Raw genomic sequence first — 14,787 nt, 5'->3', positions numbered from 1 at the left:
GCGTTGGCACACTCGGGTAACCGTGGCGACCGCTGGCACTGGGCCAGCGGGGCCGTAAGGTCGGCGGATTCCGGCCGTTGGAGAGCCTTTTGATGGCGGCGAGTGTGCGTATGCGAAATACCTTGACCCTGTTTTCGGCGACCGATGACGTGCTTTGCCACCGGGTACGGCTGGTGCTTGCAGCCAAGGGTGTCACCTACGATCTGGTGCCGGTGGATCCGCAGAACCCGCCGGAGGACCTGATCGACCTGAACCCCTATCACTCGGTGCCGACCCTGGTCGAGCGCGAGCTGGTGCTGTACGCCGCTTCGGTGGTCAGCGAGTACCTGGACGAGCGCTACCCGCATCCGCCGTTGATGCCGGTGGACCCGCTGTCGCGCGCGCGACTGCGCCTGGCGATGCTGCGCATCGAGCATGACTGGGTGCCGCAGGTGCAGGCCATCCAGCTGGGCAACAAGACCCAGGCCGAGGCCGGCCGCAAGCGCCTGAAGGAACTGGTGGCGCAGTCGGTGCCGCTGTTCAAGGCCAGCAAGTTCTTCCTCAACCCGGAAATGAGCCTGGCCGACTGCGCCATGGCGCCGATCATCTGGCGGCTGGAATCGCTGGGCGTGGCGTTGCCCAAGGATGGCAAGGCGATCGAGGACTACGGCAACCGGATCTTCCGCAACCCGGGTTTCATCCGCAGCCTGACCGACCAGGAAAAGAAGCTGCGCGAACTGCCGGTCTGAGGCCTGCCGCGGCTGTATGCCGACTTATCGATCACCGCCTGCGGGCGGTGATCGTGCATCAATGCCGCGTACACTTGTCCGATGACTGAAGAAACTTTCCGCATGAGCAGCCACCGTCCGTACCTGTTGCGGGCGCTGGTGGAATGGATCAACGACAACGGCATGACCCCGCACGTGATGGTCGATGCCGGCGTGCCGGGCGTGCAGGTGCCCTCCAGTGCGATCAAGGAAGAGCGCGTGGTGCTCAACATCGCCGAGCGCGCGGTGATGGGCCTGCACATCGACAATGATGCGGTCAGTTTCACCGCGCGTTTTTCCGGGGTGAGCTTCCCGGTGTACGTGCCGATTCCGGCGATCCTGGCCGTCTATGCCCGCGAGACCGGGCAGGGCATGGCGCTGCCGGACGACATTCCCGGCACCGAGCCGGCCGCGGACGAGGACCTGCCCCCGACCACGCCGCCGGACGCGCCATCGCCACCGCCGGCGGGCAAGCGCCCGCACCTGCGCGTGGTCAAGTAATCCTCCCCGCCGCCGCAAGGCGGCGGTTTTCGTCGGGCCCACCGGTGACTTGCATTGCCGCGCGGCCCGGCAGCAGTGGGGTCAGAACCGCTGGCCCGCGCCCAGGTAGCGCCATTGTCCCTCGGGCATCCTGCTCAGGCCGATGCGGCCGATGCGCAGCCGGCGGACCTGGGTGGCCTGCAGGCCGACTTCCGCGCACATGTGCTGCAACTGGCCCGGGCGCACGTCCTTGATCGCAAAGCGCAGGCGTTGCTCGCTCTGCCAGCTGACCTTGCAGCTGGGCAGGGCACGGCCCTCGTAGCGCAGGCCGTGGGTCAAGCGGGACAGCGTCCACGGGCTGGTGCTGCCTTCCACATCGACCATGAACTCCTGCTCCAGCGACGGGCCGGCTTCGAGCAGGTGCCGGCGTACGCGCCAGTCCTGGGTCAGTACCAGCAGGCCATTGTCGGCATCGCCCAGTGGCATCGGGGCTTCCAGCCGCAGGAAATGGCGGCGCAGCAGGCGGATGCCGCTTGCATCGTCGGCGCTGCGGTTGGCTTCCTGCAGCAGGGCGAACACCTGTGTGGCGTCGGTGCCGGCCGGCTTGTTGAACAGCAGGGTAGCCGGCTCGGCGGCCCCGGTGCTGGCATCGGCGGCCAGGCTGACCTGCTCATCGGCGACCAAGGTCTGCGGGGTTTCCACCACCACGCCGTTCACGCTGACCCAGCCGCCCTCGATGTACTGCTGGGCCTGGGCGCGTGAGCACTGCAGCTGCGCGGCGAGGCGTTTGTCGAGGCGGATGGGCGTGGTCATGGGCGGAAGGCTCTACGGCGGGCGGGGAGTGTAGCGCCCGCGGCGGCAGGCGGCGATGCCGGGTTCAGCCGCCTTCATGCTCCAGCGCGGTCAGGTACAGGCGCAGGTCGAACTCCAGCTGGTGGTAGTCCGGTTCCATGTGCTGGCACAGCTGATAGAAGGCCTTGTTGTGCTCGGCCTCCTTCAGGTGGGCCAGTTCGTGCACCACGATCATCCGCAGGAACGGCGCCGGCGCCTCGCGGAACACGCTGGCGATGCGGATTTCGCGGCTGGCCTTGAGCTTGCCGCCATGGTTGCGCGAGATGGCGGTATGCAGGCCCAGCGCGTGCTTGATCACCTGCAGCTTGCCGTCGTACAGCACCTTGCCCAGTGGCACCGACTGGCGCAGGTGGCGTTCCTTCAGGGCCTGCACGTAGTCGTAGAGCTGGCGGTCGCTGCGCACGTCATGCGGCTGGTCGTGGCGACGCCGGACGACTTCGCCCAGGCGGCCCTGCGCGAGCAGGTCGCGGGCGCTCTGCTGGAGGTGTTCGGGGTAGCCGTTCAGGTACTTCAGCGGTTGCATCGACGGTGGTGCGGGCTTGCGGGCGGGAGGCCCGCTATCATGGCAGGCATTGGCAACAGAACACCGAACACGACGATGGCAAAGGCAAATCCGCTGCAGGAACAGCTGCTCAAGGCAGGGCTGGTCAAGAAATCCCAGGTGTCCCAGGTGGCGCGCGAGCAGGTCAAGGCTCGCCATGGCAAGGGCCCGGCGGCACCGACCGAGAGCCAGCGCGAGGCCGACCGCGCCCGCGCCGAGAAGGCCGAGAAGGACCGCCAGCTGGCCGCCGAGCGCAACGCGCAGCGCCGCGCCGACGAACTGCGTGCCCAGGCCCGGCAGATCATCGGTGACCGCAAGGTGGCGCGCGGTGGTGAGCTGGAGTACCGCTTCAGCGATGGCGAGGTGATCCGCACCCTGCTGGTCAGCGAGGCGCTGCGCAAGCAGCTGGCATCCGGCGCGCTGGTGATCGTGCGCCATGGCGAGGGCTTCGAGCTGCTGCCGCGCGTGGCCGCCGAGCAGGTGCGCCTGCGCGCCGCCGAGCTGATCGTGCTCGACCACGGGCAGAGCGCCGATACCCCGATCTCCACCGGCAATGCCGAGGACGACGCGTACTACGCCCAGTTCCAGGTGCCCGACGACCTGATGTGGTGAGCTGAACCGGCGCGGTTGTGCTGGCATTTGGCCAGCCGCGCTACGCTAGGGGTTGGCGAACGAGGAGCAACAGCCATGGCGACCGGTTGGGCGGGCGATACCGCCGTTCAGGACCAGATCGATGCCACCGTCGACGACGCGATCAAGCGTGCGCGCAGCCGCCTGCCCAGCGGCCCGGGGCTGACCCATTGCGAGGAATGCGAGGCGCCGATTCCCGAGGCGCGGCGCAAGGCCGTGCCCGGCGTGCGGTTGTGCGTCAACTGCCAGCAGGCGCTGGATGCCGAGGAAGCCGCGCACAGCGGTTACAACCGGCGCGGCAGCAAGGACAGCCAGCTGCGCTGAAGCCACCGCACGGCGGAGGGCTTACTGCCCGGAGCGGGAGTCCGACAGCGCGGCGTTGAGGTACTGCTTGTGGATGACAGGCTTGACCAGCCGCGGACGCTCCATCAACACGAAGCGCACGCCCTTGACCGTCTGCGGCGCGGCCTTGGCGACGAAGCCGAAGCGCTCGTAGACCGGCACCGCCACTTCCGATGAATTGACCGTGTACTCGCGGCGGCCGTGGACGCGCAGCGCGTGTTCCCACAGCTGCCGGGCGATGCCGCGCCGACGGGTACCGCGGCTGACAAACAGGTGGTGGATATGGCTGTCTTCGCGGATGGCGATCATGCCGCACAGGCCGCTGCCGTCTTCCACCACGTAATGCGCGAACGCCTTCGATGCCAGCCGTTCGGCGAAGCTGGCCGGGGCCAGCGAGGCGAGGAAGGCGTGGGCGGTGGCGCCGGTGTCGGCGTCGAGCAGATGGCGGGCCAACGGCGTGACCAGCGCACTGAGCGCGGCGGCGTCGGCGACCGTTCCGTCGCGCAAGATGATGTCCTGGTCCACTTCTCCCCCGATGCCACGCCCCCGGAAGCAGGGGCGGTTGGGCGCCAGCATACCTGCAGCCGGTGCGCAGGAAACGTGCAGGCCGGCGCGCTCAGGGCGCGGCGGCGGGCAGGCGGAAACTGCGCCCCCAGCGCAGCAGTGCGAACAGGCACCACAACCAGCCCGCGCTGGCCAGCAGCCCGCCGACCAGGCCGATGTGCTGCATGCCCAGGTGCAGGCTGACCTGGCTGCCGATCAAGGCACCGGCACCGATGCCGATGTTGAAGATGCCCGAGAACAGTGCCATCGCCACGTCGGTGGCATCGGCGGCCAGGTGCAGCACCTTGGACTGCATCGACAGCGCGAAGCAGATCATCGCCACGCCCCACACCGAAACCAGCACGTACAGCAGCGTTGCGTTGGCCAGGCCGGTACGCAGCAACAACAGGCAGGTGGCCAGGGTGCCGATGGCCGCCAGCAGGAAGCCACGCGGCCAGCGCAGGCCGTAGCGCGAGAACAGCACGCTGCCGAGGAAACCCATGCCGCCGAACAGCAGCAGGACCAACGTGGTGACGTGGGCATCGAAGCCGCCGATGGTCTGCACAAACGGTTCGATGTAGCTGTAGCCGGTGAACTGCGCCGACACCACCACCATCACCAGCACGTACAGGGCGACCAGCGCCGGGCGCCGCAACAGCACCGGCAGGCTGCTGGCCGAACCGCTGTTCTGGCTGGGCAGGGCCGGCAGCAGCCGCGCCAGTACCACCATCACCAGCAGCGCCACGCCGCCAATGGCGAAGAAGGTGATGCGCCAGCCCAGCCATTCGCCGACGATCCGGCCCAGTGGAATGCCCAGCACCATCGCCACCGAGGTGCCGGTGGCCAGCAGGCCCAGCGCCTGCGGGCGCTTGTCCTCGGGGGCCACCCGCACCGCGAGCGAGGCGGTGATCGACCAGAACACCGCATGCGCCAGCGCGATGCCGATGCGGCTGGCCATCAGCACCGGATAGCTCCAGGCGATGCCCGACACCACGTGGCTGGCGACGAACAGCGCGAACACGCCCAGCAACAGGCGGCGGCGGTCCAGGTTGCGGGTCAGCAGCATGCACGGCAGCGAGGTCAGCGCCACCACCCAGGCATAGATGGTCAGCATCAGCCCGACGTGCTCGATGGGCATGCCGAAGCTGCCGCCGATGTCGCTGAGCAGGCCCACCGGGACGAACTCGCTGGTGTTGAACACGAACGCGGCCAGCGCCAGCGCGATGACGCTGGCCCAGCGTTGGCGGTCGCTGCGCGGGGCGGGAATCGCGGCGGCGGGCGACGGGGTATCCGCCGGGGAGGCAGGGCAGGAGGTGTTCAGGGAGGACATCGGGCGGGGCGCAGCAGCGGCGGGGCCGGGAATGGCGCCAATTTTCGCATGCTGCAGTGCGGCATGAACGAAAAACTGTGGTGCAGCGGGCGCATGCTGTCGAGGGTTCAGTTTTGGTGCCGGCCCCGGTGGCGCGTCGGCTGCCCGCGACGCGGGATGGCGAAGGGGCCACCCCGCCGCCTGGGCCTCAGCCGTCGCCGGCGATCGTCGTCGGCGCCGTTTCGCCAGTGCGCCAGCGGCGCAGGCCGCGCTGGAAGAACAGGCTGTTGGGGATCTGCATCAGGGTGCCCTCGGCAGGACCGCCGATTTCATGCAGGGTGGTGTAGATCAGGTTGATGTCGACCACCAGGCCCTTCAGGCCGGGCTTCTCGCCGTTCTCCAGCAACTCGATCTGGTCGCCCAGGCGGAACGGGCGGGTGGTGAAGATCAGGAAGGTGCAGAAGATGTTGGAGAGCACGCTCCAGGCCGCGAAGAATGCCACCGCGCCGACCGCCGCAAAGCCGGTGAACGCGGTCCACAGCACCGACGGGGCCACCCCCACCTGGTTGAGCACGGTCAACAGCGTGGCGGTCCAGATGATGAAGTTGGACAGCCGCCGGATCGCCAGTTCGATCGGCTGTGGCAGCGTGTAATGCCGGCCCAGCCGCGACAACAGGCGCCGCACCAGCATCCGCAGCAGGGCGGCCACGCACAGGATCAGGACGATCATCAGGGTGGTGTTGAGCGGTGCAACCCATTCGTGCAGGGTCGGTGGCAGGAACTGCTTCATCATCAATCTCCTTGCAGGCGCATGGCTGCGCGCGCCTTCATTGCTTCAATGCCGCGGCGGTATGTGCGGGTTGGCCATCATTGGCGGCCGGCGTGATGCCGAGCAGGCGCGCCAGCAGCGGATAGAGGTCCACGTTGTCGATCGGCGCGATCACCACGCCGGGCTGGAAGGCAGGGCCATGGCCGATGAACGGTGCCCGCATCTCCGGCAGCGTGTTGTCGTAGCCGTGCTCGCCGTTGAGGCGATGGCCCTTGCGTTGCTGCGCCTGGTGGGTGGTCACCTGCCAGCCGACGTCGGCCATGCAGATGAAGGCCGGCACGCGGCGATGGTGGCCGTACTCGAACCGTGCCGGAATCTGTTCGCGGGTCATGCAGCGGAAGTGCGGGTAAGTGCCGGCCAGCAGCTGCCGGGCGGCCGCCTCGCCACCGGGCAGGGCGTCGAACGAGGCGTAGGCGCCGGTCCAGCCGAAATCCAGCCGGCTCACGTCAACCAGGTCGTCCAGGTACAGCTCCTGCTCGGGCGAGGTGGCGGCCATGCCGTGGTCGGAGGCGACCACGATGTTGGTGCGCTCTTCCAGCCCCTGTGCGCGGATGCCCTGCAGCAACTGGCCGATGGCCTGGTCGACCTCGGCCAGGGCCTGGTTCAACTGCGGTGAATCCGGGCCATGCAGGTGGCCCACCGTGTCGACCCGATCGAAGTACAGGGTGACGAAATGCGGGCGTTCAGCGGCGGGCAGTGCCAGCCATTCCAGCACGGTCTGCACGCGCTGCTGCGAGGTCACCTCGATGTCGAACGGCCGCCAGAACTCTGGCCGGGCGCCGTGCACCGGCGCTTCGGAGCCGACCCAGAACATGGCCGCGGCGCGACCGCCCTGTTCGCGCACGCTGGTCCACAGCGGCTTGCCATCGTCCCACCAGCGCTCGTCGCCCACCGTGGCCGGGTCGAACATGCTGAAGCGCACGCCGGGGATGGCCGGGTCGGTCATGAAGTTGGCGATCACGCCGTGGTGGTCCGGGCGTAGCCCGGTCACCAGCGTGTAGTGGTTGGGGAAGGTGATGGAGGGATAGGACGGCCGCATGTACTCGGCACGCGCGCCACCGGCGGCCATGCGTGACAGGTTCGGGGTCAATCCACGCTGCAGGTAGTCGTTGCGGAAGCCATCGATGGACACCAGGATCACCGGTGCCTGCGCGTGAAGCGGCAGGCGCGGCGCATCGGCGGGTGCCCGGACGGCGGCGGGTGGGGTGCTGGCACAGCCGGCCAGGGCGAGGGCGGCGCACAGCAGGGCGCTGGATCGGAGCATGGAACAGCTACAGGGAGGCGAGGCTGGATTGTCGGCCAAGCGCGCGGGGGCTGCCAGCGCCAGCACGGCTGCCACCGATCGCGATGGGCTTTAAACCTTTTGCGCGGGCCCTGCATCCAATGGATATGCTCGACGCCACCGTGACCCTCGCCAGCCTTTCCCCGCCCGCCGTGGACGACACCGCGCTGGCCCGTGCCGCCGCCGGCGGCGACGTGCATGCCTTCGAGCGCCTGTATCGCCGGCATGCCCCGCGCTTGAACGCCCTGCTCTGGCGGTTGTGCGGCGGCAACGCCGCGCGTGCCGAGGACGTGCTGCAGGAAACCTTCATCCTGGCCTGGCGCAAGTTGCCGCAGTTCCGCTTCGAAAGCGCGCTGGGCACCTGGTTGCACCGCATGGCGGTCAACACCGCGCTGATGGAACTGCGTGCCAGTGCCGCCTTCGAGTCGCTGGATATCGGTGAAAGCGGGATGGAGGTGCTGACCGGCATGGCCGATGTCACGCGCTGCCATGCCACCGGGCTGGACCTGGAACGCGCGCTGCAGACGCTGCCGCCGCGTGCACGGGCCGTGCTGGTGCTGCATGACATCGAAGGTTGGAAACACCACGAGATCGCCGAGGAACTGCAGATGGCGGTAGGCAGTTCCAAGGCCCAGTTGCACCGCGCGCGCGGCCTGCTGCGCGCACGGCTTGGAGACGCATGATGGAAGAGAACGACAACGACGACCTGACCCGGCAGCTGGCGGCCTTGCCGCGCGAGCGCCTGCCTTCGGCGGCGGTGTGGCAGCGCATCGCGGCACAGCTGGAACAGGCGCCGCCGGCGCCGCGTATCGGCCCGACGCCGCTGCCGGTGCCGGCGCAACTCCCGCGCCCACGGCGTGCGGTGCGACGCTGGCCGTGGCTGGCCGGGGCCGCGGCGGCCGTGCTGGCATTCGTGGGGACATTCGCACTGTGGCAACCCGGTCGGCCGGCGACGGTGGCGATGACGGACACGCCACTGCAGCGGCAGGCCAACGTGATCACCCACGAGTACCGCCAGGCCATCGCCACCATCCCGGCCGAGACCGTGCCGGCCGAACTGCGGCCGGCGCTGGACGAACTGGATGCCAGCGCCGGCAGCATCCGCACCGCCATCGACCAGAGCCCGCATGCCGGGTTCCTGCTCGGCCAACTGCGGCGCACCTACGCGCTGCGCCTTGAACTCACCCGGCAGGGCCTCGCGGCCACCGGACTATCCACCTGAAGGAGCCCCTCATGAATGCCTCCCTGCGCAACCTGCTGGCCGCCACGCTGCTGCTGGCGCCGATCGCTTCCGTGTTCGCCCAGAGCACGGTCAACCAACGCCTGCCGCTGTCCAGTGGTGGCCGGGTCGAACTGGGCAACGTCGCCGGTTCGGTCACCGTGCGTGGCTGGGACCGCAACGAAGTGCAGTTGACCGGCACCCTCGGCGACGGCCAGCGGCTGGACGTGGAGAACAGCGCCAACCGCGTGCAGTTCAAGGTGGTCTACCCGCAGAACAGCCGCAACACCCGTGGCGCGGTGCTGGAGCTGCGGGTGCCGCGTTCGGCGCAACTGCAGGCCAGCACGGTCAGCGCCAGCATCGATGTCGGCCAGGTCGACCTGCGCCGCCTGCAGGCCACTTCGGTCAGCGGCTCGATCACCGCCGAAGGCCAGGCCGGCGAAACCGACCTGAACACGGTCAGTGGCGCGATCCGCTCGCAGCTGCGGACCCCCCGGCTGGACCTGCAGACGGTCAGCGGGCAGATCAACGTGGCCGGTTCCAGCGGCGGCGAGGTCAGCGCCAACAGCGTGTCCGGTGCGATCGACCTGAACCTGAGTGCGGTACAGCGGCTCACTGCCGAAACCGTCTCCGGCAGCCTGGGCGTGCGCAGCGCCGGCCTAGCACCGGGTGGCCGGATCAACCTGCAGACGGTCAGCGGCGGGGTTTCGCTGACCTTGCCGGCACGCACCTCGGCGCAGCTGAAGGCGAACAGCTTCAGCGGCAGCATCCAGTCCGACGTCGGCACGGTGGAGCGCCCGCAGTACGGCCCGGGGCGCAGCCTGGAAACCCGCCTGGGCGGCGGTGATGGTGACATCAGCATCAGCTCGCACTCGGGCAGCGTGCGGGTGAAGCTGGGCGACCGCTGACGGTCCGGGCGGGAACAGTCCGGACCGCGAAACCGCGGCACGGAGCCGGTGCATCACCGCGGTTCATGCGGGTGGTGTCGAGCACCGGCTTCGCGCCGGAGGGCGCTCCTACGGGGCGCCGGTGGCCGCCAACGCCAGGCCCTGCACCACGCCGAACGACGGGTCGCCGTGGACCAGCGTGGAATTCGGGAAGGCCGCTGCGGCCGCGCGCTGGATGTAGCCGGCGCGTGACATGCCGCCGGTCAGGAACACCGCCGCCGGCTCGTGGCCGATGTCCTGCCGGACCTGCGCCAGCAGCGCTTCCAGTTCACCCAGATAACCGCCGGCGGCATTGCCCAGATGGGGCGCATCGGTCTCCACCGATAAACCGGCTTCGATGAAGGACAACGCGCTGGCGTGCGAGTCGGTGCTGCTCAGCGCGATCTTGCATTGCTCCACCGCGCGGTACAGGCGCGCGGTGTTGCCGGTGTCCTGCAATGCCTGCAGACGCGGCCCGTAGGGGGCATCGACCGCATCGTAGTTGTGCTGGCGGAACTCACGTTGGCGCGGCGTGTCCTGCACCATCGCCGCTTCCACGTAGTGATGGGTCGGCACGCGGGTGATGCCGCGGCCGAACAGTGGCATGTAGGCGGCCAGGCTCAGCGCAAGGTCGATGTCGGTGCCGCCGCGCGCGATGCCCCAGGCGCGGTGGATCCGTGGCGGCGTGTCGCCGCCGACGCTGGCATGGGCGATGTCGGTGGTGCCGCCGCCGACGTCGACGATCACCGCCTCATGGCGTTGATCGCTGACGGCGTGGTAGTGCATTGCCGCAGCGGCCGGCTCCTCGAGGAAGTCCACCTCGTCGAACCCGGCGGCCAGGGCCGCGCTGCGCAGGATCTCCAGCGCCTGGTCGTTGCCGGCCTCGCCGATCGAGCTGCGGAACTGCACCGGGCGGCCGAGCAGGGCGCTGCGCACGTTCTGGCCGAGCTGCCGGGACGCGGTCAGGCGGATGTGCTCGAGGATGTGCGTGGCAATGCCGGTGATGGTCTGCCTGGCGCGCGGGTGCAGGTTGTAGCCGAGCATCGATTTCGGGCTCTGCACCAGGTTGCCTTCGTTCTCCTCGAAGTAGGCTTCCAGCGCGTCGTCACCGTAGACCGCGTTCTGCAGCAGGGTGGTGGAGCTCTGCGGTTCGCGGATGCGTTCTTCCATCCACTGCCGGCGCACCACGCGCAGCGCATCCGCACGCAGTTGCGCGGGGCTGCGGTCGATGCCGGCGCTGCGGGCATCGCGGCGGCCGGACTCGACCAGGGCTTCGAGCTGCTGTTCCAGCGCCGGGGTGAGTTCGAAATCGTTGGGGTCGCGCATCACCTCGGGGAAGTACACCGTGGTGCGGAACTGCAGGGCGTCGCCAAAGTGGACCGGGACCACCTTGCCGTCGATATGGGCGGCGGCCGCCGAGTTGCTGGTGCCGAAGTCGATGCCGAGTTTCATGGAGCGTCCGGGGGCGTGCGGTTGAATCGGCCGCGCACTGTACTACGCCCGCCGGCACCGCAGATTTCACGGTGCGGCCCCGGGCGGCCGACGTTCACGCGCCAGTGCGGTCATGCAGGCGTTCCCGCGCCAGGCCGGGCGGGCAGGTGCGAAAGGCTACAATAGGCGGTCTTTTACGCATTGCTGGAGCCACCATGCCCGTTTCTTCCTGCCCCCAGTGTTCGCAGCCGAACGTCTATCCGGACGGCGCCCTGTGGATCTGCGCCGATTGCGGCCATGAGTGGACGCCCGGCGAAGCGCAGGCCGATGCGGTGGTGGTCCGCGACAGCAACGGCAACGTGCTGCTGGCCGGTGACACCGTCACCGTGATCAAGGACCTCAAGGTCAAGGGCTCGTCGATCCCGCTCAAGCAGGGCACGGTGATCCGGAACATCCGCCTGGTCGAGGACGACGCCGAGCACATCGAAGGCAACTCGGACAAGATCAAGGGACTGGTGCTGAAGACCTGCTTCCTGCGCAAGGCCTGATTCAACGCCAGTCGCGGCTACCCGTCGGTTCGCCGCGCAGGTGCTGCTGGATGATTGCCGGCGCCGGCAAGGGCGGTAGGCCGTTTGGCCGGCTGTCGCGCACGGCGTGGCGGGGGTCCAGCCGTCGCAGGCTGTCCAGCTTGGCCTGGTAGATCGCGCGCACTTCGTTGGTCCCGCCCAATGCGCGTGCGCGCGTCATCTCGCTCTCGGCCTGGCGGTTGTTGCCGGTCAGGAAATAGGTGCGTGCCAGCCCGAAATGGAACTGGTGCGCCCGCGGGTACAGGTCGATCGCGGCACGGTAGAAATGGGAGGCCTGCGGGTAGTTGCCGGCACGCTCGGCAAGCACGCCCTGCATGAACTGGTAGAACGGGTCGCGCTTGCGCGAGCGCTCCAGGCGCTCGCGCAGCAGTGCGGCGTGCCGGGTGTCGCCCACGCGTTGGTAGAGGTAGGCGGCGTTGTGCAGCGCGGCCGGGTGCATGCGGTTGATGGCCAGGGCGGCATCGAAGTCGCGGGCGGCGGCCTGGTCGTTGTTGCTGCGTGTTTCCAGCACGCCGAGGTTGTTCATCGCCGAGACGAAGCGGGGGTCCATCGCCAGGGCCGCTTCGAAGTAGCGGCGTGCGGTGGTGTAGTCATGTGCCGCCAGCTGCTCGGCACCGCGGTTGTTGTAGAAGTGCGCCAGCGCACGCGCGTCGGAGATCGGCTGTGGGCCATGCGCGTCGTAGAGCACGTTGCGGTCCAGGTCCAGCGTGGCCATGCGCCCATCCACGCGCAGCCCGACGTTGACGTGCCCGGCATTGAAGATCAGCCCCTGGTTCTCGTACCAGGTCATCACCTGGCCAACCTCCTGCATGCGTGCTTCCAGCCCGATCTCGCGGGCCATGGCGACGAACAGCAGGGTGAAGGACAGGCAGTTGGCACGTCGCAGCCGCCAGGTCTCGGCCACGGTGAGGGTGGCCTCGGTGTCGTATTCCAGCCCGAGTTCGGTCGGCTGGAATACCAGTTCGACCAGCCGCTGCAGGCGCCGTTCCGGCGAGTTGCTGGCGCGGATCACCTGTTCCTGGAGCACCGCCTTCACGTCCGGCGGGATTTCCATGATCTGGGCGGGCGTGGGGATCTCCTGCGCGGGCAGGACCGGGGCCTGCGGCGGCGGGGCCAGGGTTGTGGCGGCGAGCAGGGTCAAAGCGTTCCAACCGATCATGGCGACCACCTGGAGGTTGCTGCGGCCACTCCAGTGTATGCCTCTGGAGGCAGGGTGGAAGTGTATTTGGCGTGATCCACAGCGCATGTGGACCAGCGCCGGGCAAACATGTGGATAAACCGCGGCAGCCCCCGTGGGACGGGGGTCTGGCGACGGTGGCGAGTTTTTGTCCATCGCACCGCGCAGTGGAGGCGCGCGGCGGTCCCGGCGACCGGCGGGGTCTGCTAGTATCCGCGGCCCCAGTCAGTATCGGCCTCCGCCACAGACGGCTCCGGCCGGCGGCTTCCAGCGCGAATCCATGAAGAAGTTCCTTCCCTCTGACCAGGCACAGCTTTCGCTGGGCATTGGCAGTGACATCCCGACCGAGCGCCTGTTCTTCGCGGTGCTGCCGGATCCGCTCACCGCCGAGCGGATCTCCGAGCTGGCCGAAGGGCTGCGTGACGAGCACGGGCTGGAAGGACGCCCGCTGGACACCGAACGGCTGCACGTCACCCTGCACCACATCGGCGACTATGCGGGCCTGCCACCGAGCCTGCTGGCCCGGGTACGCCAGGCCGCCAGCCGGGTGCAGGCCCCGGAATTCGAGGTCTGCTTCGACCAGGTGGGCAGCTTCGCCGGCAACCACCAGAACCCGTTCGTGCTGCAGAGCGAATACGGCGCCGAGCTGTTGGGTGACCTGCACGCCGAGTTGGCGCGCTGCCTGCAGAGCGTGGGGGCCAAGGCCAACCCGCGCTTCACCCCGCACATGACCCTGCTGTATGACCGGCGTCGCATGCCGGTGCAGCCGGTGCAGCCGCTGCGCTGGTTCGTGCGCGAATTCGTGCTGATCCGCAGTTTCCTGGGCCAGAGCCGCTACCAGTTGGAAGGCCGCTGGCAGTTGGGGTGATCGCGGCAGCGACACCTGGCGCCGGCCTGCCCGCCATCGTGGAGACCGCCGCCGTACCGGAATCCCGGCCGTCATCGTGGCGCCCGGGTCTGGCCGGCAACGTGCGGGCACGCTTCACGGATCGGGTGTACTCGGGCAGGATGCGCGCATGGACACTCTGCCGCTGACCGTGCCTCCCCGGCAATGGGCCGAGCTTGAAGCCGCCTACGCGCGGCCGCCGCGGGCGTATCACAACTTCGGCCATGTGCAGGCGTTGTTGCAGCACTATCACGACGTCGCGATTGGACCGGGCTGGCAGCAGCCGGCCGAGGTGGCGCTGGCCGTGCTCTACCACGATGCCATCTATGAAGCCGGGCGCGGCGACAACGAGCAGCGCTCTGCGCAGCTGGCGGTGGATGCGATAGAACGCTGGCTGCCGGATGCGGGCATCGATGGTGACCGCGTGGCCGAGCTGATCGCGCTGACCGCACGCCACGGCAAGTTGCGGGCAGAGGACCTGGACGCCGATGCGGCCCTGTTCCTGGACAGCGACATGGCGATCCTGGGGGCACCGCCGGCGGTGTTCGATGCCTATGACCGGGGCATCGCCGAGGAGTACGCGGGCAAGGTGCCGGGCTTCCTGTTCCGGCTCAACCGGCGCCGGTTCCTCAAGGGCGTGCTGGCCCAGCCGCGGATCTTCTTCAGCGACTTCTTCCATGAACGCTATGACGCGGCGGCGCGTGCCAACCTGCGCCGGGCCACGGCCTGATCCGGCGATTGGCTAGACTATGGCCACCGTTTGATCGCCGCCGCTGGCGGCCGATGTGATGAGCCCCGACGTACTTCCCGACCCCGATCCGCGGCCGCAGCCGCCCGAAGCCCCTGGCCCCAATGAATGCTGCGGCAGTGGCTGCCCGCTGTGCGTGCTGGACCTGTATGCCGACGAGCTGGCCCAGTACCGGCAGCGGCTGGAGGCCTGGAAGCAGCGGCACCCGGACGCCACCGAATAGGCACAGGTTTCCGACGCGGACAGGCGTAGGCTGTCG

Annotated in this window: 19 protein-coding genes; 11 read left to right on the top strand and 8 right to left on the bottom strand. The window is 68.8% G+C overall.

Translation table 11 applies throughout. The annotated features are described in order from the left end of the window. The first annotated feature begins 92 nt into the window (after positions 1-92). Both ACIPR8_RS11700 and ACIPR8_RS11695 read left to right on the top strand, forming a co-directional pair. On the top strand, positions 93-728 hold the full coding sequence (locus ACIPR8_RS11700) for a glutathione S-transferase N-terminal domain-containing protein (protein ID WP_132864470.1): 636 nt from the start codon (positions 93-95) through the stop codon (positions 726-728). Positions 729-809: 81 nt separating this feature from the next. Beyond that, positions 810-1,247, top strand: a complete 438-nt coding sequence (locus tag ACIPR8_RS11695) for a ClpXP protease specificity-enhancing factor (protein ID WP_132864469.1) — start codon at positions 810-812, stop codon at positions 1,245-1,247. A gap of 81 nt (positions 1,248-1,328) precedes the next feature. Here the strand turns inward: ACIPR8_RS11695 and ACIPR8_RS11690 are convergent, their stop codons facing one another. Then, positions 1,329-2,039, bottom strand: coding sequence for an RNA pseudouridine synthase (locus ACIPR8_RS11690; protein ID WP_446541148.1), 711 nt, complete (start codon positions 2,037-2,039; stop codon positions 1,329-1,331). 64 nt (positions 2,040-2,103) lie between these two features. After that, complete coding sequence (locus ACIPR8_RS11685; protein ID WP_446541147.1) at positions 2,104-2,601, bottom strand: M48 metallopeptidase family protein; 498 nt, start codon at positions 2,599-2,601, stop codon at positions 2,104-2,106. 75 nt (positions 2,602-2,676) lie between these two features. Here ACIPR8_RS11685 and ACIPR8_RS11680 point away from each other — a divergent pair, with 75 nt between their 5' ends. Both ACIPR8_RS11680 and ACIPR8_RS11675 read left to right on the top strand, forming a co-directional pair. After that, a complete protein-coding gene (locus ACIPR8_RS11680) occupies positions 2,677-3,231 on the top strand; it encodes a DUF2058 domain-containing protein (RefSeq protein WP_132864466.1) in 555 nt (184 codons plus the stop codon). Between the two features lie 75 nt (positions 3,232-3,306). Then, entirely contained in the window at positions 3,307-3,573 is a 267-nt protein-coding gene (locus ACIPR8_RS11675; RefSeq protein ID WP_192286278.1) for a DksA/TraR family C4-type zinc finger protein, read from the top strand. Between the two features lie 21 nt (positions 3,574-3,594). Here ACIPR8_RS11675 and ACIPR8_RS11670 read toward each other — a convergent pair whose 3' ends face one another. From ACIPR8_RS11670 to ACIPR8_RS11655, 4 genes are all read right to left on the bottom strand, one after another. Next, the gene (locus ACIPR8_RS11670; RefSeq protein ID WP_165931165.1) at positions 3,595-4,098 is read right to left on the bottom strand and encodes a GNAT family N-acetyltransferase; all 504 of its coding nucleotides are present in this window, start codon (positions 4,096-4,098) and stop codon (positions 3,595-3,597) included. A gap of 109 nt (positions 4,099-4,207) precedes the next feature. Beyond that, the gene (locus tag ACIPR8_RS11665) at positions 4,208-5,464 is read right to left on the bottom strand and encodes a sugar transporter (protein WP_446541146.1); all 1,257 of its coding nucleotides are present in this window, start codon (positions 5,462-5,464) and stop codon (positions 4,208-4,210) included. Between the two features lie 187 nt (positions 5,465-5,651). Then, on the bottom strand, positions 5,652-6,236 hold the full coding sequence (locus tag ACIPR8_RS11660; RefSeq protein WP_207911801.1) for a mechanosensitive ion channel family protein: 585 nt from the start codon (positions 6,234-6,236) through the stop codon (positions 5,652-5,654). A 34-nt stretch (positions 6,237-6,270) separates the two neighbouring features. Then, a complete protein-coding gene (locus tag ACIPR8_RS11655; protein WP_446541145.1) occupies positions 6,271-7,536 on the bottom strand; it encodes an alkaline phosphatase family protein in 1,266 nt (421 codons plus the stop codon). Positions 7,537-7,661: 125 nt separating this feature from the next. Here ACIPR8_RS11655 and ACIPR8_RS11650 point away from each other — a divergent pair, with 125 nt between their 5' ends. From ACIPR8_RS11650 to ACIPR8_RS11640, 3 genes are read left to right on the top strand one after another with little or no spacing between them, the layout of a single operon-like run. Continuing rightward, entirely contained in the window at positions 7,662-8,237 is a 576-nt protein-coding gene (locus ACIPR8_RS11650) for an RNA polymerase sigma factor (protein WP_313255611.1), read from the top strand. Continuing rightward, entirely contained in the window at positions 8,237-8,776 is a 540-nt protein-coding gene (locus tag ACIPR8_RS11645; protein ID WP_446541144.1) for a hypothetical protein, read from the top strand. Before ACIPR8_RS11650 ends, ACIPR8_RS11645 begins: the two co-directional genes overlap by 1 nt. A gap of 11 nt (positions 8,777-8,787) precedes the next feature. After that, positions 8,788-9,681, top strand: a complete 894-nt coding sequence (locus tag ACIPR8_RS11640) for a DUF4097 family beta strand repeat-containing protein (protein ID WP_192286272.1) — start codon at positions 8,788-8,790, stop codon at positions 9,679-9,681. Positions 9,682-9,789: 108 nt separating this feature from the next. Here the strand turns inward: ACIPR8_RS11640 and ACIPR8_RS11635 are convergent, their stop codons facing one another. Beyond that, entirely contained in the window at positions 9,790-11,151 is a 1,362-nt protein-coding gene (locus tag ACIPR8_RS11635; RefSeq protein ID WP_446541143.1) for an Hsp70 family protein, read from the bottom strand. A 194-nt stretch (positions 11,152-11,345) separates the two neighbouring features. Here ACIPR8_RS11635 and ACIPR8_RS11630 point away from each other — a divergent pair, with 194 nt between their 5' ends. Further along, positions 11,346-11,678 carry a zinc ribbon domain-containing protein YjdM gene (locus ACIPR8_RS11630; protein ID WP_132864456.1) on the top strand — a complete coding sequence of 111 codons (333 nt, stop codon included), beginning with the start codon at positions 11,346-11,348 and terminating at the stop codon, positions 11,676-11,678. A gap of 1 nt (position 11,679) precedes the next feature. On the opposite strand, the gene ACIPR8_RS11625 is transcribed toward ACIPR8_RS11630, so the two are convergent. Continuing rightward, entirely contained in the window at positions 11,680-12,876 is a 1,197-nt protein-coding gene (locus ACIPR8_RS11625) for a tetratricopeptide repeat protein (RefSeq protein ID WP_446541142.1), read from the bottom strand. Positions 12,877-13,174: 298 nt separating this feature from the next. On the opposite strand from ACIPR8_RS11625, the gene thpR reads away from it, so the two are divergent. The 3 genes from thpR (at position 13,175) to ACIPR8_RS11610 (ending at position 14,751) form a co-directional block, all read left to right on the top strand. After that, complete coding sequence (gene thpR / locus ACIPR8_RS11620; protein WP_132864454.1) at positions 13,175-13,762, top strand: RNA 2',3'-cyclic phosphodiesterase; 588 nt, start codon at positions 13,175-13,177, stop codon at positions 13,760-13,762. 148 nt (positions 13,763-13,910) lie between these two features. Next, positions 13,911-14,510 carry an HD domain-containing protein gene (locus ACIPR8_RS11615; RefSeq protein ID WP_192286269.1) on the top strand — a complete coding sequence of 200 codons (600 nt, stop codon included), beginning with the start codon at positions 13,911-13,913 and terminating at the stop codon, positions 14,508-14,510. A gap of 58 nt (positions 14,511-14,568) precedes the next feature. Further along, entirely contained in the window at positions 14,569-14,751 is a 183-nt protein-coding gene (locus tag ACIPR8_RS11610; protein WP_313255625.1) for an oxidoreductase-like domain-containing protein, read from the top strand. The last annotated feature ends 36 nt before the right edge of the window (positions 14,752-14,787 follow it).

The sequence above is a fragment of the Stenotrophomonas sp. LARHCG68 genome (assembly GCF_052871705.1).
This window is presented reverse-complemented; position numbering and strand designations above follow the sequence as displayed.

Excerpts from the sequence above, each read along its gene's own strand:
- ACIPR8_RS11700 (WP_132864470.1), top strand. The coding sequence starts at position 93 with ATGGCGGCGAGTGTGCGTATGCGAAATACCTTGACCCTGTTTTCGGCG.
- ACIPR8_RS11695 (WP_132864469.1), top strand. The coding sequence starts at position 810 with ATGACTGAAGAAACTTTCCGCATGAGCAGCCACCGTCCGTACCTGTTG.
- ACIPR8_RS11690 (WP_446541148.1), bottom strand. The coding sequence starts at position 2,039 with ATGACCACGCCCATCCGCCTCGACAAACGCCTCGCCGCGCAGCTGCAG.
- ACIPR8_RS11685 (WP_446541147.1), bottom strand. The coding sequence starts at position 2,601 with ATGCAACCGCTGAAGTACCTGAACGGCTACCCCGAACACCTCCAGCAG.
- ACIPR8_RS11680 (WP_132864466.1), top strand. The coding sequence starts at position 2,677 with ATGGCAAAGGCAAATCCGCTGCAGGAACAGCTGCTCAAGGCAGGGCTG.
- ACIPR8_RS11675 (WP_192286278.1), top strand. The coding sequence starts at position 3,307 with ATGGCGACCGGTTGGGCGGGCGATACCGCCGTTCAGGACCAGATCGAT.
- ACIPR8_RS11665 (WP_446541146.1), bottom strand. The coding sequence starts at position 5,464 with ATGTCCTCCCTGAACACCTCCTGCCCTGCCTCCCCGGCGGATACCCCG.
- ACIPR8_RS11660 (WP_207911801.1), bottom strand. The coding sequence starts at position 6,236 with ATGATGAAGCAGTTCCTGCCACCGACCCTGCACGAATGGGTTGCACCG.
- ACIPR8_RS11655 (WP_446541145.1), bottom strand. The coding sequence starts at position 7,536 with ATGCTCCGATCCAGCGCCCTGCTGTGCGCCGCCCTCGCCCTGGCCGGC.
- ACIPR8_RS11650 (WP_313255611.1), top strand. The coding sequence starts at position 7,662 with ATGCTCGACGCCACCGTGACCCTCGCCAGCCTTTCCCCGCCCGCCGTG.
- ACIPR8_RS11645 (WP_446541144.1), top strand. The coding sequence starts at position 8,237 with ATGGAAGAGAACGACAACGACGACCTGACCCGGCAGCTGGCGGCCTTG.
- ACIPR8_RS11640 (WP_192286272.1), top strand. The coding sequence starts at position 8,788 with ATGAATGCCTCCCTGCGCAACCTGCTGGCCGCCACGCTGCTGCTGGCG.
- ACIPR8_RS11635 (WP_446541143.1), bottom strand. The coding sequence starts at position 11,151 with ATGAAACTCGGCATCGACTTCGGCACCAGCAACTCGGCGGCCGCCGCC.
- ACIPR8_RS11630 (WP_132864456.1), top strand. The coding sequence starts at position 11,346 with ATGCCCGTTTCTTCCTGCCCCCAGTGTTCGCAGCCGAACGTCTATCCG.
- ACIPR8_RS11625 (WP_446541142.1), bottom strand. The coding sequence starts at position 12,876 with ATGATCGGTTGGAACGCTTTGACCCTGCTCGCCGCCACAACCCTGGCC.
- thpR (WP_132864454.1), top strand. The coding sequence starts at position 13,175 with ATGAAGAAGTTCCTTCCCTCTGACCAGGCACAGCTTTCGCTGGGCATT.
- ACIPR8_RS11615 (WP_192286269.1), top strand. The coding sequence starts at position 13,911 with ATGGACACTCTGCCGCTGACCGTGCCTCCCCGGCAATGGGCCGAGCTT.
- ACIPR8_RS11610 (WP_313255625.1), top strand. The coding sequence starts at position 14,569 with ATGAGCCCCGACGTACTTCCCGACCCCGATCCGCGGCCGCAGCCGCCC.